Here is a 22,138-nt window from a genome sequence, read left to right as displayed (position 1 = left end):
GTATGCCGGTCGTCACGCCAGTGGCGCGGCCGGTTGGCTACGTTCGGGAGGGATAACCGCTGAAAGCATCTAAGCGGGAAGCCTGCTCCGAGATCAGGATTCCGTGACCCCCCCGGGGGTCTGGAGACTCCATGCAGAACACGTGGTTGATAGGCCGGACGTGGAAGCCCCGCAAGGGGTGGAGCCGACCGGTACTAACAGTCGAACGGCAACACCACACGATCACCCCGTCAGGGGTGGCAAGAGCAAGCATCACCAGGACGACAGGGAGACACCCTGCACGTCACATGGATCAATCCTTCAGTCGCGTCCACTATCCGGTCCCCAACCCGCCACGATCCCCCAAGGGAACACGTGGAGACACGATCCCGTGGGATGTATAACACAAGATTTGCGGCGGCCATGGCCCAGGGGAGACGCCCGGACCCATTCCGAACCCGGAAGCTAAGACCTGGCACGGCGATGGTACTGCACCCGGAAGGGTGTGGGAGAGTAGCACGCCGCCGCACCCAAACCTCACAGGGAGGGGACACCACCAGCGTGCCCCCTCCCTTTTCCACATACCCCGGACAAACACGGGCCACCACCCGTTACCCGTATACGCCCACACGACCCACGTCACCCGGCACGCCGGGACAAGCCCACACCACACCCCATCCGTGAACCGGCAAGCACCAAACCACACACACAACAGGCACGGCATATAGGAACCAAAGGTTATTTGCCTTAGGCGTTCCATTTCTTCGCGTATGCGGCGGCATACACAACCAGACGGAAGGTGCCGGGCAACGACGGGACCGCCTGGCATACGCGGCGCCCCGCTACCGGCATATCAGGCCTGCCGGGCGTTTGCTTCCGGCGTACGCGCGATTGACAACTCCCCGGCCCACACGACAAGCTCGGTTGCATCCCCTGCGGACGGGGAAGACGCTGGGATGCACGTCCGATGCCCCGACACACATATGGCGACAACGCCTGCGGGGATTATTCGCAATAACTCCGGTTCCTATATGTTCGAGAAGCACCAAACTTTGAATACCGGGGACAGAAACTGTACAGAATGTTTGACAATCTGGTGATATGCGCCAGCAGCGTGACACGCAGAACAACACGCGTCACTGAAATTGGCACCTTCTATTAGACTGTTTATAGATATGTCCATCCATCATGGCCTCGTGATCATCATGTGATTGCAAGGCCTACGGGATTCGTCCCACGGGAGAATACATGACGAGCAAGATCATCAAGGAATATACTGAGCCACTCACCACACCGATCAATGCGGATCGCAGCATCTTCACCATCCTTGAGGATCGTGCCGAGCGGACTCCGGAAGATACGCTGATTGAGTATCATGGCGCTGACGGCGGCTGGCAGCACTTCACCGCACTTGAATTCAAGGACAAAGTCGTTGCCTTGGCCAAAGGACTAATCGCACGCGGCATCATGCCAGGCGATTCTGTCGGCATCATCGCCCATACATCATGGCAATGGACTGCCCTTGATCTGGCCATCATGTCCATTGGCGCAGTCACCGTTCCGGTATACGAGACCAACTCTCCTGCACAAGTACGTATGATTTTCAACGATTCGCATGTGCGCATGGCTTTCGCCGAAGATGACGGTCAGCGTGACAAAATCGAGTCCGTCCGGCAGGAATGCCCTGAGCTGGGAGACGTCTATGTTATTGCGATTGATGCGCTCGACGCCATTGAGACTTTCGGCAAGGGCGTGTCCGACCGAGAGTTCTATGAACGTGTGCATGCTGTCAAGGGTGACGATCTTGCGACCATCGTCTATACGTCCGGTTCTACCGGTACTCCAAAGGGTATCGAACTGAGCCACGGAAATTTCGTATTCATCGTGATGTCCGGTACCATCACCATGCCTGATGTCGTCACCAAGCCCGGTCGTCGTCTGTGGTTGTTCCTTCCGCTAGCCCACGTCTTCGCGCGATACATGCAGTATGTGTGTTTCGCCGGGAATGTGACGCTCGGTCTGTCCAGCAATTTCAAGTCGATGCTCGCTGATTTCCATGCGTTCAAACCGACCTTCGTCCTTGCTGTACCGCGAGTCTTCGAGAAGATCTACAACGCCGCCTCGCAGAAAGCCGGCAAAGGCACAAAAGGGCGGATTTTCGCTCGTGCCACCAATATCGCACGTGCATGGTCCCGTGCCCAGCAGAGTGGTAGCATTCCGGTTTCTCTGCGGATTCAGCATGCCATCTACAACCAGCTCGTATACAAGCAGATCATGGACGTCTTCGGCGGACAATGCGAATACGCGGTGTGTGGCGGCGCCCCTCTGGACATGTCGATCGCGCACTTCTTCAACGGCGTCGGTCTGCCACTGCTTGAAGGCTACGGTATGACTGAGACCTGCGCTCCTGCTTGCGTCAACCCGACGGTCGGCTATCGTATCGGCACATTGGGCAAGCCGTTCCAAGGAGTAAGTTTCGCAGTCGCCGATGATGACGAGCTGTGCATCAAGAGCCCGGCCGTCTGCATCGGCTACCATAACCATCCCGAAATCACCAAGAGCCAGATTGTCGACGGATGGCTGCATACCGGCGATTTGGGAGATATCAGCGAAGACGGGTACATCAAGGTCACCGGGCGCAAGAAAGATATCATCATTACCGCAGGCGGCAAGAACATGTCTCCGGGCGAGGTTGAAGCCAGCGTCATGACATCCCCTGTTGTCGATCAGTGTGTGGTGATCGGTGACCGCAAGCCGTTCATCGCGGCACTGGTGACGATTGATTTGGCCGACGCCAACGCGTGGCTTGAATCCCAAGGTGCCGAACCGTGCAAGAACCTTGATGAAGCCAGTCGCAATCCGATTATCTACTCGGAGGTCGAGCGTGCGGTCAACAAGGCGAACGAGCTGGTATCAAGGGCTGAATCCATCAGGAAGTTCGAAATCCTGCCGGACACTTTCACCGAACAGAATGGTATGCTGACGGCGAGCCTCAAGGCGCGGCGCCAGGCGATTGTCGAGCACTACAAGGATCTGATTGATCATCAGATCTATGTGCCGCGTAAGAAATAACGCCAATCAGTAGCTCCAACGAGACGAGGCCGTCTGACGGGTTCCGACCGTCAGACGGCTTTCGACTTACTGCGGGGCGGAACTCCCCGGTGGCACCATGTGTTCCGTACTGAAACCGGGAAAGGAGGAGTATGAGCGAGCATCCAACCGTTCATGCTGCCCGAGGTGCACAACCAGAAGGCGCCAATACCGCAGATGGATTGGCACATTCCTCGGTTGCCGGTTCCGCAGCTGATGACCAGAGAATCGTTGCTCCGGTCGGCGTTGAGCACCGTGAAAGCGTGGATTGCGGTGTTTCCGACCGTTTGGCTGCATCCGACCGTCATATTGATCGTATCGACAGCCGTACTGCCGGCCAAGTCACCGACCATATCGTCGAACACGATATTGACGGCGATTCTGCGTCCGCTTCCGGATTCGTCTCTCACGCCTCAACCGAATCAAGGCGCGACCGTATCCTGACCGCCCTGCGGTGGGCATGGCCGAACACGCTGCCTGTCTTGACCGGATACCTGTTCCTGGGTATCACGTATGGGGTGTTGATGACCACTCACGGATTCCCGTTCTGGCTCCCCATCGTTACGGCATTGGTGATATACACCGGTTCGATGGAATTCCTCCTCGTGGGGATCCTGTCATCGTCGTTCAACCCTTTGTCTGCGCTCCTGACAGCTGTGGTGGTCGGGGCGCGACACCTGTTCTATGGGATCGCAATGCTTGGCAAATACCGGAATATGGGTTGGAAAAAGCCGTATCTCATTTTTACGACGAGCGATGAGACGTTCTCGGTGAATTATTCCGCCCGCATTCCGCGCGACCGGCACGTGGACCGCGGATGGTTCTACTTCTGGGTTTCCTTCCTCGACCAGATGTACTGGGTCGTGGGATCAGCGGCAGGTGCGGTGTTCGGCAGTCTCATCACTGTGGATATCAGCGGTCTTGATTTCGTGATGACGGCGATGTTCATGGTGATTTTCCTGCAGCAATGGTTCCAGGATGGCACATCGTTGCGCCACGTATTGGCCGACCATGTCTGCGAACTCATCGGAGTCGTAGGCTCTCTCTCCGCGTTGCTGGTGTTCGGTCCGGAACGCTTCATCATCCCCGCCATGGCTATCATTCTTGTACTGCTGCTCGCGATACGCCGTCCGTTGGAACGCGGCATGAAACCTAAGGAACAACAATGACTTGGCAACAGCAGCTGATCACGATACTCGTGGTGATTCTGGGCACGGTGGCCACACGGTTCACCCCATATCTCGTGTTTTCGGAAAACCGCCCGATACCGCCCGTCGTCAAGTATCTGGGCAAAGTGCTGGCGCCTGCGGTGTTCGGGCTGCTGATTGTTTATTGCCTGAGGAATGTGAGTGTCATCTGTGGCTCACACGGTTTGCCGGAACTCATCTCCTTGCTGGTCGTCACGGGATTATACGCGTGGAGACGTGACATGCTGACGCCGATGGTCGGGGGAACACTGTGCTATATGGTGCTCATCCACCTGTTGTAGTGCGGTATCGGCTTGGCATGTGCAATGCATGCAGCATTGTAGCTCCGCCCGGGTGCTGACAAATCGATTTGCCGACGCTCGGGCGGAACTATCTCTCGCGGCTGCTGCCGCGCTTACTGATTGTTGTTGTCCGCTGTTGTCGTATCCACGACAGTACAACGCGGATTCCGTATGATATCCACCAGGCCTAGCACGCCGTTGATGAGCAGCAACAGTCCGACGATCCGCCACAGCATGTCGTTCGCGCCTCCGGGATGGATCATGATGGCCAATCCGACGACGAGCGCGACTATATCAATGATGACCGTGCCAAGTTGCTGAGAGACACCGCCTTCTCGCAAGACAGGCACCAGATCCAATGCCGCGGACACCATGATGATGATACCCAGCGCCACAAACACCAATGAGACGAATACGCCGGGCGAAATCAGGAATACGACACCGACCACAGCACATACCGCACACGAGAACAGCGTCAGCGTTGACTCGTTGCCGGTTGCATCGTCGTCCGATTTGCGGGCTTTCAGACCGGTATAGCCGAGAAATACCGCGCACAGAATCAGCGCAACTCCCGTGAGCTGCACCAACAGCAGACTGGAATCCGGTTTGATGAGCAGCAACGCGCCGAGAATCATGTATAGTATCGGTCTGATCATTGGTGAATTCATGTTTGGCCGGTTCTTTCAACCACTTCGTCGATGAACGTTTCAGTCTGGTCATCCAGCATGGTACTCGTCGGGGCGTCTATGCAAGTCATGTCAGCACACGGTATCCGGTTATTTTTCTCGGCGTGTCGCCGGGATAGAATGGCCATACACCGACATTCTACGTGCAAGAGCCATGACCATGAGAAAGGCAAGCTGATGATCCTGACCACCACCCCCACCATCGAAGGCCACGCCATCGTCGAATACAAGCCCATCGTCTTTGGCGAAGTCGTCTCGGGCGTCAACGTCGTCAAAGACATGTTCGCCGGAGCCAGGAACTTCTTCGGAGGCCGTTCTCAGTCATACGAAGATGAACTCATGAAAGCGCGCGAGCAGGCGCTTAATGAGATGGCGCAACGTGCCCAACAGTACGGCGCGAACGCCGTAGTCGGCGTTGACATCGACTACGAGACTCTGGGCGAAGGCTCGAACATGCTGATGGTCACCGCGAGCGGCACGGCGGTCGTGGTTTCTTGATACTGGCGGCGCAGCGCAGCTTATTGCGTATCTTCGAATAGAAGATTCCACTTTGCATCCGCGGGCTGCATGGCGGAATATGTTCACCGAGTGTGCCTGGCTGCAGTATTACGGACAACGCGGAGACGATATCGGATGGCTCAATACCGACCTCAGCGCAAACACTGAACGTACAAACAAAGGATGGCTTGAAATGAGCGGGACTGAACCTACACTAACAGGAGCGACACCGGGGCACGGCAGGCGCGAATCGTCCGGTCGTGATGCTGTGCGCGGACATGATCTCAATCCCACCGGGAGCGAGACCGCGGCGATCAAGCTGGCCGGCGTTGAATTCCGCAGACGAGGCAGGGTGATTCTCACCGATGTGAACCTGACCATCGCTCGAGGGGAGAAATGGGTGTTGTTTGGCCCGAACGGCATCGGAAAATCCACACTCGTCAACATGATGAGCACCAGAGGATTCCCTTCGGAGGGCACGGTTGACATCCTCGGCAACAGGCTTGGCAAAGTCGATGTGTTCTCATACCGTCCCTTGATCGGATTGAGCTCCGCGTCGCTCGCCAGGGAACTGCCCCCTCAGGAGGACCCGTTAGACGCAGTCGTCACCGCGCTCACGGCCACCTTGGGCCGTTGGCGTGATACGTATACTCCTAAGGAGTATCAACAAGCGCGGCAGCTGATGGCCGAATTCAACATCTCCTATCTCGAAGGCAAGCAAATGTATCGCCTGTCTGAGGGGGAACGCACACGTGTACTCATCTGCCGTGCGCTGATGGCTGATCCTCAGCTACTGATTCTCGACGAGCCCACAACAGGTCTTGATTTGGGTGGTCGTGAAATCGCGCTTCGCGCGCTCGCCAGAATCGGCAGGGAAGACAGAGACCGGACCGTGGTGCTCGTGACGCATCGGCTGGAAGAAATCCCACAAGGATTCGACCATGTCGCGATTATGGGCAGGCTTGAAGGCTCCGAAGCAGACGCTTACGAAACCAATGTCGCCGGGGGAGACCCGCAACCGGGCACCATCGTCTACGCAGGCGATCTTGAGCGCGGATTCACCTCTGAACGGCTCAGCGGCATATTCGGTTTGCAGCTCAACGTCACCCATGAGCACAACAGGTGGGGTGCCTACGCCATCTGATGCTGCATCGGATTCGCCATCCGGCCAGAGCTGGTTCGCGTGGAGACGATGATGGGCGATGATGACTGGAAACGATGACTCGTTCAAGCGAAGAAGCGGGTACACCGACGGGACTTCGCCGACGGCGATAGCATAGACACAGAGTAACGAACAGCGCGTAGTACGCGGGGAAAGGACAGTATGCCGAACCGAGGAGTGTTGCAGGCCGGTGAGAAGGTGCAATTCACCGACCGAAAAGGCAAGCGGATCACCGACCAGCTGACCGTAGGCGGTACGACCCAAACCGAACACGGCTTGATCATGCATGACCAGATCATCGGGCAGACCGAGGGGATTGTGGTCACGACTGTCAGAGCGAAACGTGAGGCACAGATCAACCAGCAGCATCCCGAGCGTGATGAAAGCAAACCATGGAAGTCCGCGCGCGCGATCGGCGGGTGGGAGTACGCGGTGATGCGTCCGCGTCTGGCCGATTATGTGCTGTCCATGCCTAGGGGCGCGCAGATCATGTATCCGAAAGACATCGCGCAAGTCATCCAGTTGGGAGACATCAGGCGAGGCATGAGGGTTCTGGAGTCCGGCGCGGGGTCCGGGGCCATGAGTCTGAACCTGCTGGATGCCGTGGGGTGCGAAGGGTCGCTGACCACCATCGAAATGAGGCCGGAATTCGCGAAGGTCGCCCTCGGGAACGCCACCGTGTATTTCGGTGAGCGTCCTGGATGGTGGGATTTGCGCATTGGGGATTTTGACAGTGTCGCACGTGAACTGCCGGAGCATGCCTTCGACAGAATCGTGCTCGACATGCTTGATCCGTGGAATCGCCTGGAACAGGCATATCGTGTCATCGCCCCCGGCGGGGTGCTTGTCGCCTACGTCACCACGACTACGCAGTTGAGTCGTATGGCCGAGTCTCTGCGGCAGACGGGGGTGTGGACCGAGCCGGACATCCAGGAAACACTGGAACGCAGCTGGAAGGCCCAAGGTTTGGCTGTCCGCCCGGACCATCAGATGATTGGGCATACCGGCTTCCTCGTCGTCACCCGTGCCATGGCCGAAGGATGCCACGCATTGCATAAGCGGGATCGCGCCACGAAGGACACGACCACCGATGTCGACGAGTTGAGTGTGCAGCAACGTGCAGCGCAGCTCGAAGACTTGGAACTGCGCGATATCTCCGACAGAAAACTGCGCAAAGTCCTCCGCGATCTCGATGCGCAGGTCGCCAACATCTCCTCCGCACAATCAGGGCAGCAATCCGGTGCCGGCACATCCGCGGATGATGCTTCCTCGGAGTTGGAATAAGGACAAACCAAGTCGAAAGAGGCAAGAAATGGCACAATCACTGAAGAACATCGCCAAGACAGCGGACCGATATCGGTACGTGCTGCTGGTGATGCGCCACGCGAAAACCGAACCGGCAAATCTGGCGGGGGACCGTGCCCGTGAGCTGACGGACAAAGGCCGAAAACAGGCGAAAAACGTGGCGCGTGGAATCCAGTCCCTCAGACTGGTTCCTGACCGAATCGCGTGCTCGGGGGCGGTCCGCGCCCAGCAGACGCTGGACCGGATGCTCAAGGTGTTCGGCGATGGGCCGCAGGTAGATTATCGGCAGAGCCTGTATGAGGGCGGAGTCCAAGCGGTGTTTGACGAGATCGCGCGCACGCCGGATAAATACCACAAACTCATGGTCGTCGGCCATGAACCCACGGTATCCATCGCATCCGAATGGATTGCATCGGAGCGTTCGGAGCAGTCGGTACTTGACCGGCTTCAGCTGGGGTTGTCCCCGGCATCGGTGGTGGTATTCGGATCCGACAAACCGTTCTCGAGCTGGCAGGTGCATGCGGCGGATCTGCTCGCAGTGCTCAATCCCAAGGATTTCAGCGACTGAGGCGCTCTGCTGCTAGGAATGAACAACGGCAAGTAATAGGTGCACCGGATAACGTGTGAGTGAGCATGAGGCGGCGTGGTCAGCTACGTTTGTAGTCATCTATGTCCGTGAGGATCGAGAATCATTTGCGTTGCATGGCAATAACTTATTCTTTGATATCAGGCCAAGTTTTTCATCTGACGGTATTCGCAGCCTGATGCCGCCCAATCGGTTGATGGCAGCCGCTTTAGACGGCCGTGCGACGAGACCACATACCAACCACCGAGACTGACGACAATCCGCAGAAAACCGCGCTTTATACGAGGTGTCCGCCTGTTCGGCGCCGAAGCCGACAGTGTCTGGAATTCCATGGATATAAGTCAGTCTTATAACGACACCCATAATCGGCTGATGACCTTGTTACGCGGATTTTTGATATGGTGAGCGCGTTGCAATAGATATCCGTTTCGATTTTGGAGGACAGCCATATGACAGCACTGACTTCTGTTTCCGGGTTCCCGCGCATCGGCAGCAACCGAGAGCTCAAAAGGGTCATCGAGGGGTATTGGAAAGGCGCCAAGACGCTCGAGGACGTGCGTACCACTGCGAAGCAGCTGCGCGCCAACCATTGGAAGCTTCAGCAGGAAGCCGGCATCGACCTCATCCCCAGCAATGATTTCAGCTACTACGACCAGATGCTCGACGCCGCGATTCTGCTGGGCGCTGTCCCCGCACGGTACCAGCGTCTGGGCTTCGAACAGCCTGAGGACACGCTGTTCGCCATCGGCCGCGGCTATCAGGGCGACAAGGGCGACGTGACCGCGCTGCCGATGAAGAAATGGTTCACCACGAACTACCACTACATCGTGCCGGAAATCGAAAGCTCCGCGCAAATCCACCTTGCCAGCACCAAGCCCTTCGACGAGTTCAACGAGGCGAAGGCGCTGGGCATCGTCACCAAGCCGGTGCTCATCGGCCCGTACACCTTCCTCAAGCTCGCCCGCGACCCGCAGGCCGAGGAACTCGAATTCGACCGCGGCCTGATCAACGATATCGCCTCCGTCTACGCACAGGTGCTCGGCAAGTTCGCCGAGCTCGGCGCCCAGTGGGTGCAATTCGACGAGCCGTACCTTGTGCTCGACAAGGAAGACGGCGATGTCGAACTGTTCAAGAGCCTGTACGCCAAGATCCTGCCCGCCCGCGACGGCAAGGTCAAGCTGCTGCTCAACACGTACTTCGGCCACATCGCCGATATCTACGAAACCGTGAACCTGCTCGGCTTCGACGGCATCGGGCTTGACCTGATCGAAGGCAAGGACGAGAACCTCGCCGCCGTGGACAAGTACGGTGTCGCCGATGGCACGACCATCTTCGCCGGCGTCGTCAACGGACGCAACATCTGGCGCAACAATTACGCCGTCAGCCTCGGTGTGATCGACGCGCTGCACACCAAGACCGACAACATCGCCGTCTCCACCGCATGCTCCCTGCTCCACGTGCCGTTCAGCACGGCAGGGGAGAACGGACTCGAACCGCAGGTTCTCAAGCATTTCGCATTCGCCGTGGAAAAGCTCGGCGAACTGCACGATATCGCGGTGTTGGCTGACCAGGACGATACCGCACGCCGCGACGCCAAGGCACTCGCCGACAACCAGGCGCTGTTCGACGGCACCCGCGTCACCCCGGACCAGGCTGTCGCCAAGCGTCTCGCCGCGCTGACCGCCGACGATTTCGTCCGTCAACCCGCTCGCGCGGAACGCCAGAAGCTGCAGCGTGAGGCACTCGGCCTGCCACTGCTGCCGACCACCACCATCGGCTCCTTCCCACAAACCAAGGAAGTGCGCGCCGAACGTGCACGCCTGCGCAAGGGTGAAATCACCCGTGAACAGTACGACGAGTTCATCAAGCAGCAGATTGACGAATGCATCAAGCATCAGGAGCAGATCGGTCTCGACGTGCTCGTCCACGGCGAATTCGAACGCAACGACATGGTCGAATACTTCGGCCAGCATCTCAACGGCTTCCTGTTCACTAAGAACGCATGGGTGCAGTCCTATGGCACTCGCTGCGTGAAGCCTCCGATCGTATGGGGCGACGTCTCCCGCGCCGAGCCGATTACCGTCGCATGGAGCGCTTATGCGCAGTCGCGCACCAAGCATGTCATGAAGGGCATGCTCACCGGCCCGGTGACCATCCTCAACTGGTCCTGGCCGCGTGAGGACGTCAGCCATGAACTGCAGACCCAGCAGCTGGCGCTCGCCATCCGCGACGAAGTGCTCGACTTGGAGAAGGCCGGCATCAAGGTCATCCAGATCGATGAGGCCGCCCTGCGTGAGAAGCTGCCGCTGCGCAAGAGCGACTGGCACAAGAAGTACCTGGATTGGGCGATTCCCGCGTTCCGTCTTGTGCACTCCGCTGTGAAGCCCACCACGCAGATCCACACGCATATGTGCTATTCGGAGTTCAACGACATCATCCGCGATATCGACGCGATGGACGCGGACGTCATCTCCTTCGAGGCCTCCCGTGGCGATTTGGTCGTGCTTGACGCGATCCATGACGCGAACTTCGAGACTGAGGCCGGCCCGGGCGTGTACGACATCCACTCGCCGCGCATCCCGAGCGAAGAGGAGATCGAACACCGCATTGACGAGATCCTCGCCAAGATGGACGTCAACAAGGTGTGGATCAACCCGGATTGCGGTCTGAAGACCCGTGGCAACGCGGAAACATGGCCGAGTCTGGAACATCTGGTCGCCGCCGCCAAGGCGGTGGGCGCACGACTGGGGAAGTGACATGCACCAGCCGATGTTCTCCATCGAGGTGTTCCCGCCCAAGCGCAATGCGCCGGTGGGAACCATCTACGACACGCTCGACGGGTTGCAGGGTCTCAACCCCGACTTCATTTCGGTGACCTACGGAACCGGCAAGTCGTCTGACCGGACGGCGACCGCGCGCATCGCGAACACCATCCGCAAGGAGTATGACATTCCCGCCGTCGCCCACCTGACCGCGCAATACACCACGCGGGAGCAGGTCGACGAGGCGCTTGACATGTTCAAGCAGGCCGGAGTGTCCGCGGTGCTCGCGCTGCGCGGAGACCCGGTGCCGGGCCGCGAACCCGAAGGGGCATTCGAACATGCCAGTGATCTGGTCGCCTATATCCGCGAGCATGAGCCTGACATGACGATTTTCGGGGCATGCTACCCGGAATGCCACCCGCAGGCCACCGACTTGGATGAGGACATCCGCAACCTCAAAATCAAGGTTGACGCTGGTGCAAGCCATTTGATCTCCCAGTTGTTCTACGACAACGCGGATTTCTACCACTTCCTTGACAAGGCGCGAGCCGCGGGTATCGATGTGCCGATTGAGGCTGGCATCATGCCCGTGACCAACGCCAAGCAGATTCGTCGGATGGTGCGTATGTGCTCATCGCGTGTGCCGCTGCCGCTGGAATCCCTGCTCGACAAATGGGGCGACGACCCGAAGACACTCAAGCAGGCGGGTGTCATCTATGCGTCGAACCAGATTGCCGATCTTGTCGCCCACGGGGTTGACGGTGTTCACCTGTACTCGATGAACAAGCCCGCTGTCACACGGCAGATATGGCACAACGTCGAGGACCTGTTCTCGCCCGGGCAAACGGGCACAGACTTCGCCTGAGTAATCTATTGCAACAAGCCGGCGGACGGACGCACCATTGCGGTGTGACTGTCCGCCGGCTTTTTTATGTGGTGGGCGGAATTGATTCCGACGGAGGGCTCTGTGGTGGTGGCTGAGTTTGGTATTCGCCCGCGGTGCGACATCCTGGTTGCATGCGGCGGCGGTTATGCGTGAGTGTAGAGGCCTGCGGTGCTGAATCGGCATGTGGTGCGATTGCGCTATTACACGGTGTTGGAGATAGATGTGGATTGAGGCCGTTGCTCCACGATATCTGTCCGCGGTGCGATTGCGCAGTGCCAGAGCATGGAGATATAACACGGGAGGAGGCTGTTGCAATACGGTATCTGCCTGCGGTGCGATCAACAGGTCACACGGCGGGCCGTAATCAAGTTGCCGTCATATCAGGCCCGTATTCCCTGCATCGGCGGGATTCGGCGGCATCGGCGGTATATTGGAACTATGGATTCATCACCGGCATTTCCTTTCAGCACCCGTGATCTCATCCATATCGGATTCCAACGGTTGGACGAGGCTCGATCGGCTTTTTCGACACTTAACGAGTACGGCATCGGCGCCGACTATATCCGCCCGATCGCCGACGCATTGGCGAGCGCCCTCGACCCGGACACCGCAATCGACAATCTCATCGGCATACTCGACGGACTGCCGCAGGACGATGACAGCGTGCGTCGCATCCTCGAAGACGCCACCGCCGCGCGCAGGCTCATTGCCGTGCTCGGGGCGAGCGACAAACTGGGTAAACTCATGCGCACCCGAGCCGACCTTGTCCGCGCCGCGGCCTTAGACCCCTGCCATAGCTGCGACTATAACCGTCCGCAACGGTTCGCCAAGCTCCTCGACGCGGTACAAGCCAAAACATTGGAACTTACCGACGCACAGGAGGATGGCCGGACACATCTGGCGTACGAATCATCCCTGCCGTTGCCGGAGGCCACCGACCGCCTGCGTGCCGCCTACCGCCGCCAGCTTGCCGCGATCGTCGCCGTTGACGCCACCGCCGAACAGCCGTGTGACATTCAGCCGCGAATCAGCAAAGCGCTGTCGGACCTCGCGGATGCCGCGCTCGAAGCGGCGCTCGCCATCGCCCGTCATGAGACCCCGGACAGTGCACGATGCCGGTTCAGCATCATCGGCATGGGCAAACTCGGCGCCCAGGAATTGAACTACGTTTCCGATGTAGATCTGATTTACGTGGTTGAACCCACCGACGCCGACACCGGCACGACCACGCTCACCCGCATCGGCACCAGAATGGGCACCATGCTGCAACGCGTCTGCCAATCCGTCATCATGGGTTCCACCGAACCTCCATTATGGCAGATTGACGGCGGGCTGCGGCCTGAAGGCAAGGATGGCCCGCTGGTCCGCCGTCTCGAATCGCATCGCAGCTACTATGAGCAGTGGGCGCAGAACTGGGAATTCCAGGCGCTGCTCAAAGCACGTCCCGCCGCAGGCGACAGCGAACTGTCACAAGCCTACCTGGAGATGACCCGCCCGTTCGTATGGTCCGCTTCGAAACGCGACAATTTCGTCCAGGACTGCCAGCAGATGCGCCAACGCGTCGAACGGCTCATCCCCGACAATCTCAAAGACCGTGAAATCAAACTTGGCCGAGGCGGCTTGCGGGACGTTGAATTCACCGTGCAGATGCTCCAGCTCGTCCACGGGCATTCGGACACCACGCTACGTAAACGTGGCACGCTGGACGCGCTCAGGGCGCTCGCCGACGGCGGATACGTCTCGCGCAAGCAGGCGACGCTATTGGCGCAAGATTACCGGTTCGAACGCGTGCTCGAACACCGCCAGCAGATGTGGGAACTCAAGCGCACCCACCTGTTCCCGGACCTCGGAACCGGCAATATCGGCGGCCTAGAACGCAAACGGGACGTCGACATCGACGCGCTTAGTCACAATGAGGAACTCCGCCGGCTCGCGCGTACCTTCGGCCTGCACCCCGAGGAGCTCGTCGAACGCTACGACGAGACGCGGCGTGAAGTCAGGCGTCTGCACCTAGACATCTATTACCGACCGATGCTGCCGATCAGCGCGCGCATGGACGACGACCAGATCACCCTGTCTGACCAAGCGACCCGCGAACGGTTCGAATCCATCGGTTTTGCCGACCCCGACGCCGCCATGCGCCACGTCAAGGCGTTGACCGACGGCCTGTCACGTGCCGCGCGCATCAACCGCATCCTCCTGCCTGCCGTCCTCCAGTGGCTCGGGCAAGGGCAGAACCCGGATATGGGTCTGCTCAACTGGAGACGATTGGAAGAGCATTTCGGCGAAGACAGCGACTATCTCGGCTTCCTGCGCGACTCCCAATCCGCAGCGCAACGGCTGTGCCACATCCTGTCCAACTCGCGTTTCTTGGGCGACGCGCTCAACCGTTCGGTCGAATCCGTGACCTGGCTGGGCGACGATGACGAACTCAGGCCGCGCACCCGAGCCAGCCTCGACGTGCAATGCGACGGCATCATCGCCCGCAACCGGTCGAGTCTCAAAGACGCAGCCACGTTGTTGCGCGCCATGAGACGGCACGAGATCGAACGCATCGGACTGGGCTGGATGAGCGGCGTCATCGACGAGGACACCACCCTCACCGGCATGACCGACGTGTATGACGCAATCATCGATGCGGCCTTGCGCTGGGCGTTGGAACACCGCTGTGCCATGATGGGTCTGGACGCATATCCGGCAGATATCGCCGTCATCGGCATGGGACGCTACGGCGGCAGGGAAATCAACTTCAGCTCCGACGCCGACGCGATTCTCATCTACCGAGCCAACGGCACGGGAGACACCGGACAGGGAACGCCGGACGAGGCGCTCGCCGGTTCATATGCGAGACAGGTCACCGACGATGTACGTTCCCTGCTGCAAGGCCCGTCCACATTGGAGCCACGCATCGACCTTGACCTCGACTTGCGGCCGGAAGGCAAGAACGGCCCGCTCATCCGCTCGTACGCCTCATGCGAGGAATACTACGGGTCCTGGGCGAGCACCTGGGAGAGCCAGGCGCTGATCCGTGCGCGGTATGCGGCGGGGGACGGCACGCTCGCCCATGATTTCCTTGACAATATCGCCAATCCGCTGCGCTATCCGACGGCACCGCTCAACGGGCAGCAGATCGGTGAAATCCGCAAGCTCAAAGCCCGTATGGAAGCTGAACGGCTGCCCAGGGGCGTGCGCCGCGACCGGCATCTCAAACTCGGTAAGGGCGGATTGTCCGACGTGGAATGGACCGTGCAGCTGCTGCAATTGGAGCATGCCGGCACCTGTCCCGAGTTGCGCACCGGGTCCACGATGGATGCGCTTGACGCGCTCGAAACCCAAGACATGCTTGGACACAAGGACGCGGACACGCTGCGTCGCGCATGGCGGATCTGCACCGCGGCCCGCAACGGCAACTACCTGTGGTCCGGACGTGCCTCGCGCGCGGACATCCTGCCTGACGACCTCGATTCGCTCGGCGGAATGGCCGTATATCTCGGGTACGGGGCCAATCGCGGGCAGCAATTCGAAAACGACATCCTCGCCTTGATGCGCCAATGCCGTGGGGTCGTGGAACGTCTGTTCTACGGGCAGCAGTAAGCTCCTGGCAGGCTTGGGACAAGCTGACACGACCGGTCCCGGCGAACCCGCGGTGACTCCGTGGCGCCGGGACAACCCGCGCCGAACGCGAGTGTGCCGCGAGCTTGGCCGCAAGCAGCCGGCATGTCCCTGAATCGTCCTACAGTTGGCTAGGTCACATAAGGTGGCCACCTCTCAACAGGAAGGTGAGCCTTGTCCGAACACAGCATTCAGTTGCCGGCAAACGGCGTTCCCCAAGAAGTCGAATCGTCCATGGTCGGCAAAAGCGTGGTCACGCTTGACGATTTGACGACATCCCAGATTGTCGATTTGCTCCATAAAGCGCAGTACATCGAAACGCATCGTCATGAGGTGGCGCATACCTGCGATGGCAGGGTGCTGGCCACCCTTTTTTATGAGCCCAGTACGCGCACGCGTCTGAGCTTCGAAACGGCGATGCTCCGGCTCGGCGGCCATGTGATCGGTTTCGCCGGTGCCCAATTGTCCTCCGTGACCAAGGGCGAATCCATCGCCGACACCGTCAAAACCGTGTCCAACCTCGTCGACGTCATCGCGATGCGCCACCCCAAGGAAGGTGCCGCGCTCGTAGCGGCCCGTGCGGCCAAGGACTTCGGCATTCCCGTGATCAACGCGGGCGACGGCGGCCACATGCACCCCACCCAGACGCTCGCCGACCTGGCAACCATCACATCACGCTACGGCAGAATCACCGGCCTGACCATCGGCCTGTGCGGCGATCTGACGTTCGGCCGTACCGTGCATTCACTGGTCGAGACCCTGTGCCGGTTCGGCAACGTGAACTTCGTGCTCATCAGCCCCGACGAGCTCAAGATGCCCCGGTATGTGATCGACCGCATCAAACGCGCCCCCTCATGCACCTACACCGAAGTGCGCGACCTCGCCGCCGTGATCGGCGACCTTGACGTGCTGTACATGACCCGCGTGCAGAAGGAACGCTTCTTCAACGAGGACGACTACCTGCGTCTGCGCGACACCTACATTCTTGACGAAGCGAAACTCCAGCGCGCCAAGCCGGACATGGCCGTGCTTCACCCGCTGCCGCGCGTCAACGAAATCTCCGTGGACGTCGACCATGACCCGCGCGCCGCCTACTTCGAACAGGTGCACAACGGCATGCTCATGCGCATGGCGTTGGAAAGCTCGGTCGTCGGCGACACGCTGCCCGGATATGAGGAATGGAAGAACGAGGAGGTCCACGCCTGATGGAAGTCACCAGCATCCGCAACGGCATCATCATCGACCACGTGCCTGCGGGCACCGCGCTGAAGGTATTGCAGTACCTGAAGATCGACCCGACCAGCACGAAGCTCGCGCTCATCATGAATACGGACAGCCGCCAGTACGGTTCGAAGGACATCATCAAGATCGAGGACGCGGGGGATTTGAACCTCGACGTGCTTGGCTTCATTGCACGCCAGGCGACAATCGACATCGTGCGCGGCGGCAAGATCGTGCGTAAGGAGAGGCCGAATCTGCCTGAACACATGGTCAACGTCATCAAATGCAAGAATCCGCGGTGCGTGACCACCACGGAACGCGGAATCGACCAGATGTTCCATCTGGTGCACTCGGAACGCCAGGAATACCGTTGCGACTATTGCGACGAGGAAGCCAAGCTCTGAGCCGCGCCGCGAGCGTCGAGGAAAGGAACGATGAGTATGCTCACGCTGCATGACATCCGCGTCTGGGACACGGGGGAGAGGATCGACCTCGTGATCCCCGGCACGGATGCCCAGCGCTACTTCGACGAGCCGGGAGCCGTGTCTGACGGCGAGTTCGACGCCTCCGGGCTGACCGTGGCACCGGGATTCGCCGACCCGCACGTTCACTTCCGCGATCCGGGGCAGATCTACAAGGAATCCATGCGTTCCGGGTGTGCTGCGGCGGCCTCAGGCGGCTATACGCGGGTGCTTATCATGCCGAACACGTTGTCTGCGATGGACGGCAAACCGGCACGACCGGGGGCACCCGGTGCCGACGATGTACTCGCCGCCGGCGCCCGAGACACCATCGACTATCTCCAGCATTACGACGCGACCCATGACGGCACGCTGCCCGCACGCTACGACCTGTGCGTATGCGCTTCCGTGGATCGTGCCGGAGCGCAGGCCACCGACCCCGAGGATTGGCGCGCGCACCTGCCCGGTGTCGGCGATGATACAAAAGACCAATACCAGTTGACGCATCCGGTCACCGCAATCAGCGATGACGGCGCGGCCGTCCCGGACGCGATTCTCGACCAGGTGCTCGCCAATGCGAAAGCCACTGGGCTGTATCTCATCGAGCATTGCGAACACCATGACAGCGGCATCATCAACGAGGGCCCGGTCAGCCGCAAGCTTGGCGTGCCCGGCATCCCCGAGGACACCGAGCTGCGCATCGTCACCCGTGATATCGAGGCTTCGCGGCGCACCGGCGTGCACGTGCATTTCCAGCATGTGAGCACCGCCGGGTCGTTCGAGGCGATTCGCGCAGCCAAGGCGGAAGGCCTGCCCATTACCTGCGAGACCGCACCGCATTATCTTGCATTGAACGACGAGGCGATTCTCACCTACGGCGTCATGGCGAAAATGAACCCTCCACTTCGTTCCGAAGCAGACCGCAGGGCCACCGTCACGGCGATTGCGGACGGAACGGTTGACCTGATCGCCACCGACCACGCCCCGCACGCGCAAGATGAGAAGGCCGCGGGCCTTGAACAGGCCCCGAACGGCATCATCGGCCTTGAATGCGCGTACGGCGTATGCCATCGGGTGCTGGTGGACGGCGGCTACATCTCCGAGCAGCGGCTCATCGAACTCATGTCCGTGGCTCCGGAGCACCTCATGGGGCATACGCCGACCGACGTGGCCGGACTGCTGAATACCTCCTCGCGATGCGCGACCAAACGCACCTTGGACCTTGCTGCGGTGGAGCACCCCGAAACCGTGGATCTGACGATTCTCGACACCTCCCGACACTGGACCGTGGACAAGAACCGCTTCCATTCCAAGGCGCGCAACACACCGTTCGACGGCTGGCAGGTCACCGGCCTGCCGCTCGCCACTATCATCGGCTCGCGGCTGGTGTTCTCCCGTATCGGAGCATGAACCGGGAACCGTCGCAATACCCAAGCCACATGCTCACAGCGTTCTGAAAGAAGGCACATGGACAAGCTCATCGAAGCGATCAATACGACGCACAATCCAAGCGTCGTCGGGCTCGACCCGACCGACCAGGTAGTGCCGGCGCAGCTCATCGACTCCTTCCACGAGGAAGTCGCCGACCAAGTCGATGACCCGGCTGAAATCCCCGCCATGCAGCGTGCGGTCGCGTATTTCGAGTTCAACCGCGCGATTATTGACGCAATCGCGGGCATTGTGCCTGCCGTCAAACCGCAAATCGCGATGTATGAGGCCTTGGGGCCCGCCGGCATCGACACCTATGAGATGACCTGCGAATACGCGCAATCCCAAGGCCTGTACGTACTCGGGGATATCAAGCGCGGCGATATCGGCTCGACGGCCGCCGCCTACGCGCGGCATCTCGGCGGGCTCAACGCGCAGGACGGCGATGCTCTTGACCTGTGGCACGAGGACGCCGTTACCGTCAACCCGTATCTGGGCACGGACGGCATCATCCCGTTCGTGGACGCGGCCAAGGCAGCCGACAAGGACCTGTTCGTGCTGGTACGCACCTCCAACCCGTCCAGCAAGGAAATCCAAGAGCTCGAGCTCGCCGACGGGACACGCCTGTACGAGCGTGTCGCCGACCTCGTCGAGCAGTGGGGCGCCGAAACGCTTGGTGCATCCGGATACACGCGTGTCGGCGCGGTCGTCGGGGCAACCCACCCCGAGCAAGGCAAACAGTTGCGCGAACGCATGCCACATACCTTCTTCCTAATCCCCGGCTACGGGGCGCAAGGCGGCACCGCGCAGGATGTCGCCGGCATGTTCGATGCCGACGGCTCCGGGGCGATCGTCAACTCGTCGCGCGGCATCATCGGCGCATGGCGCAAGAACGGCGGATACGACGAGAGCATGTCCGCTGACGATGCGCTCGCCCTGGTCGCCACCAGCGCCCGGGACGCGGCAATCGCCATGCGGGACGACCTGGAGGCCACGCTCGCCTGACACACCGCGTAACACGGCGAAACGCCGAAGCAATAGAATGCACCCGTCGGCGGACGCCTCGCACGTTCAGCCGCACAGGTTCAGCCACCCACAGCTACCAAGCCCAACAGCCCAAAGGAGAGGCAATGCCCAAAGCAACGTTTATCCCAACCTTCGACGTGACCGCCGAAGCATCCCGTGCAGGACGCTTCCCCGGCAGGCGCACCGTACCGGTGGTGGATAACCGCAGATTGTCCGACGGCATTTATCGACTTACCTTCCGCGACAGCTACATCGCGGGACATGCCAAGCCGGCCCAGTTCGTGGATCTGTATTCCGCGGATCCCACGCGCCTGATGCCACGGCCGTTCGGCGTCAGCGAAGTCGAGGGCGATGACGTGAGCCTGATCTTCGCGGTCGTCGGCAAAGGCACCGAGGAGTTCTCCCGACTGGCAGCAGGCGATACCGTCGATGTCATGGGCCCCTTGGGGCGCGGATTCGACATGAAAGCCGCCGCGAACTATGTGCTGGTGGCTGGTGGTCTCGGTGTGCCACCGCTGCTGTATGCCGCCCAGAAGCTCGCGTTGCGTGATGACGCGACCGCGACCGCCGCGTTCGGGTATCGTGACGAACGCTTCGCCGACGAACTGGTGGCAAAATACGCGGAACGTGTGGAAAGCATCACCAACGCGCAAGGCAATGTCGTCGATCTGCTTGATTCGATCGAGGATTCGCTGGTCAACGGGGAACTGCCCCCGGTCATCCTGTCCTGTGGCCCGATGCCGATGATGCGTGCCGTCGCCTCCTGGGCGGTCGCGCGCGATATCCCATGCCAGTTGAGCCTCGAGGCGCGTATGGGCTGCGGGTACGGCACCTGCTACGTGTGCGTCGTCGACACGGCGGAGGGACGGCAGAAAGTGTGCGTCGCCGGCCCGGTATTCACCCCGGAACAACTCGGATGGGACAAGTAGAGGTCAAGGCACGATGCAGGAGCAGCAGATGGACAAGCAGATCAACGTTTACGAACCGCACGAATGGAAACACAGCACCGTCGTCGCCGGCGTCGAGTGGAAGAACCCGGTGGGCACCGCCTCAGGCACGTTCCAGTATGACGCGTGCCACTGGTTCTACGATGTCAGCCAGATGGGCGCGGTGACCACCAAGGGCGTTTCCCCGGTCCCATGGGAAGGCAATCCCGGGCCGCGTACGGCCGAAACCCCGGCGGGCACGGTCAATTCGGTCGGCTTGCAGAACCCGGGTGTCGACCATTATCTCGTCGATGAGCTGCCCAAGCTCAAGAAGGAAGGCGCGACGGTTATCACCAATGTGGCCGGCCATTGCGATGACGACTACGCCGAAGTGGTCGCCAAACTTGCCGATTGCCCTGCGGATATGCTGGAAATCAACGTGAGCTGCCCGAATGTCACCCACGGCGGCATGAGCGTGGGCACCGACCCGGTAGCACTCAACCGGCTGATCACCCGCTTGCGTCATATCACCTCGAAGCCTTTGATCGTGAAACTCACCCCGAATGTGACGGATATCGTCCCGATCGCGAAAGCCGCGGTGGACGGCGGTGCCGACGCGTTGAGCATGATCAACACGCTGGTCGGCATGCGTATCGACATCCGCACGGGCGAGCCGATTCTCGCGAACCGCACGGGTGGCGTGTCCGGGCCGGCGATTCTCCCGATCGGCCTGAGCTTCGTATGGCGTGTGCGCCAGGCGTTGCCCGATATTCCGATCATCGGCATCGGCGGCATCGATTCCGGTGAAAAAGCCTTGGAATACCTGTATGCCGGGGCAAACGCCGTCGAGGTCGGTGCTGTGGCGTTGTATGAGCCGACTGCTCCGATGCGTGTGGCCCGCGAATTGGACGACCTGCTGGACTCCCGGCCCGAGCTTGCCGCGAAACTCGCCGCAGGCCAGACTTGGCGGTGACGGTCAACCCCCTTGCGGTACCCTGATGTTCCGGAAACCGTCTGCACC

The 22,138-nt window shown here is 60.2% G+C and carries 17 protein-coding genes and 2 rRNA genes; 18 read left to right on the top strand and 1 reads right to left on the bottom strand.

What is annotated here, in order from left to right; genetic code table 11:
* From ACTQYB_RS01940 to ACTQYB_RS01920, 5 genes are all read left to right on the top strand, one after another.
* Positions 1–218: ribosomal RNA gene (locus ACTQYB_RS01940) — 23S ribosomal RNA — on the top strand; the annotation flags it as partial.
* Positions 219–392: 174 nt separating this feature from the next.
* A 5S ribosomal RNA gene (gene rrf / locus ACTQYB_RS01935) occupies positions 393–509 on the top strand.
* A 718-nt stretch (positions 510–1,227) separates the two neighbouring features.
* Positions 1,228–3,051 (top strand): AMP-dependent synthetase/ligase, encoded by a 1,824-nt coding sequence (locus ACTQYB_RS01930; RefSeq protein ID WP_441482340.1) that lies wholly within the window; start codon positions 1,228–1,230, stop codon positions 3,049–3,051.
* Positions 3,052–3,182: 131 nt separating this feature from the next.
* Positions 3,183–4,238: an AzlC family ABC transporter permease gene (locus ACTQYB_RS01925; RefSeq protein WP_441482339.1), complete on the top strand. Its 1,056-nt coding sequence runs from the start codon at positions 3,183–3,185 to the stop codon at positions 4,236–4,238.
* On the top strand, positions 4,235–4,558 hold the full coding sequence (locus tag ACTQYB_RS01920) for a branched-chain amino acid transporter permease (protein ID WP_441482338.1): 324 nt from the start codon (positions 4,235–4,237) through the stop codon (positions 4,556–4,558). The genes ACTQYB_RS01925 and ACTQYB_RS01920 overlap by 4 nt, the downstream gene beginning before the upstream one ends.
* A gap of 113 nt (positions 4,559–4,671) precedes the next feature.
* Here the strand turns inward: ACTQYB_RS01920 and ACTQYB_RS01915 are convergent, their stop codons facing one another.
* Positions 4,672–5,214 carry a DUF308 domain-containing protein gene (locus ACTQYB_RS01915; protein ID WP_441482337.1) on the bottom strand — a complete coding sequence of 181 codons (543 nt, stop codon included), beginning with the start codon at positions 5,212–5,214 and terminating at the stop codon, positions 4,672–4,674.
* Between the two features lie 204 nt (positions 5,215–5,418).
* Between ACTQYB_RS01915 and ACTQYB_RS01910 the strand changes: the two genes are divergently transcribed.
* The 13 genes from ACTQYB_RS01910 (at position 5,419) to ACTQYB_RS01850 (ending at position 22,090) form a co-directional block, all read left to right on the top strand.
* The gene (locus ACTQYB_RS01910; RefSeq protein WP_202962331.1) at positions 5,419–5,742 is read left to right on the top strand and encodes a putative heavy metal-binding protein; all 324 of its coding nucleotides are present in this window, start codon (positions 5,419–5,421) and stop codon (positions 5,740–5,742) included.
* A 193-nt stretch (positions 5,743–5,935) separates the two neighbouring features.
* Positions 5,936–6,886: an ABC transporter ATP-binding protein gene (locus ACTQYB_RS01905; protein ID WP_441482336.1), complete on the top strand. Its 951-nt coding sequence runs from the start codon at positions 5,936–5,938 to the stop codon at positions 6,884–6,886.
* A gap of 180 nt (positions 6,887–7,066) precedes the next feature.
* Positions 7,067–8,188 (top strand): tRNA (adenine-N1)-methyltransferase, encoded by a 1,122-nt coding sequence (locus ACTQYB_RS01900; RefSeq protein ID WP_441482335.1) that lies wholly within the window; start codon positions 7,067–7,069, stop codon positions 8,186–8,188.
* A gap of 28 nt (positions 8,189–8,216) precedes the next feature.
* Positions 8,217–8,777, top strand: a complete 561-nt coding sequence (locus tag ACTQYB_RS01895) for a SixA phosphatase family protein (protein ID WP_033505681.1) — start codon at positions 8,217–8,219, stop codon at positions 8,775–8,777.
* Between the two features lie 467 nt (positions 8,778–9,244).
* On the top strand, positions 9,245–11,551 hold the full coding sequence (gene metE, locus ACTQYB_RS01890) for a 5-methyltetrahydropteroyltriglutamate--homocysteine S-methyltransferase (protein WP_441482334.1): 2,307 nt from the start codon (positions 9,245–9,247) through the stop codon (positions 11,549–11,551).
* 1 nt (position 11,552) lies between these two features.
* On the top strand, positions 11,553–12,422 hold the full coding sequence (metF, locus tag ACTQYB_RS01885) for a methylenetetrahydrofolate reductase [NAD(P)H] (protein WP_441482333.1): 870 nt from the start codon (positions 11,553–11,555) through the stop codon (positions 12,420–12,422).
* Between the two features lie 459 nt (positions 12,423–12,881).
* The gene (locus ACTQYB_RS01880) at positions 12,882–16,037 is read left to right on the top strand and encodes a bifunctional [glutamine synthetase] adenylyltransferase/[glutamine synthetase]-adenylyl-L-tyrosine phosphorylase (RefSeq protein ID WP_441482332.1); all 3,156 of its coding nucleotides are present in this window, start codon (positions 12,882–12,884) and stop codon (positions 16,035–16,037) included.
* A gap of 252 nt (positions 16,038–16,289) precedes the next feature.
* Entirely contained in the window at positions 16,290–17,261 is a 972-nt protein-coding gene (gene pyrB / locus ACTQYB_RS01875) for an aspartate carbamoyltransferase (protein ID WP_288272094.1), read from the top strand.
* Positions 17,261–17,680, top strand: a complete 420-nt coding sequence (locus ACTQYB_RS01870) for an aspartate carbamoyltransferase regulatory subunit (RefSeq protein WP_015450618.1) — start codon at positions 17,261–17,263, stop codon at positions 17,678–17,680. Before pyrB ends, ACTQYB_RS01870 begins: the two co-directional genes overlap by 1 nt.
* Positions 17,681–17,716: 36 nt before the next feature.
* Positions 17,717–19,147, top strand: coding sequence for a dihydroorotase (locus ACTQYB_RS01865; RefSeq protein ID WP_441482342.1), 1,431 nt, complete (start codon positions 17,717–17,719; stop codon positions 19,145–19,147).
* Between the two features lie 57 nt (positions 19,148–19,204).
* The gene (gene pyrF, locus ACTQYB_RS01860) at positions 19,205–20,170 is read left to right on the top strand and encodes an orotidine-5'-phosphate decarboxylase (protein WP_441482331.1); all 966 of its coding nucleotides are present in this window, start codon (positions 19,205–19,207) and stop codon (positions 20,168–20,170) included.
* Positions 20,171–20,295: 125 nt separating this feature from the next.
* Positions 20,296–21,120: a dihydroorotate dehydrogenase electron transfer subunit gene (locus tag ACTQYB_RS01855; protein WP_033505667.1), complete on the top strand. Its 825-nt coding sequence runs from the start codon at positions 20,296–20,298 to the stop codon at positions 21,118–21,120.
* 28 nt (positions 21,121–21,148) lie between these two features.
* Positions 21,149–22,090, top strand: a complete 942-nt coding sequence (locus ACTQYB_RS01850) for a dihydroorotate dehydrogenase (RefSeq protein ID WP_441482330.1) — start codon at positions 21,149–21,151, stop codon at positions 22,088–22,090.
* Positions 22,091–22,138: the final 48 nt, after the last annotated feature.

This window comes from Bifidobacterium sp. LCP19S3_E9 (assembly GCF_052121135.1).
In the GTDB taxonomy this organism is placed as follows: Bacteria; Actinomycetota; Actinomycetes; order Actinomycetales; family Bifidobacteriaceae; genus Bifidobacterium; species Bifidobacterium thermacidophilum.
The sequence above is the reverse complement of the archived record's forward strand: the minus strand, read 5'-3'. Positions and strand labels throughout refer to the sequence as shown.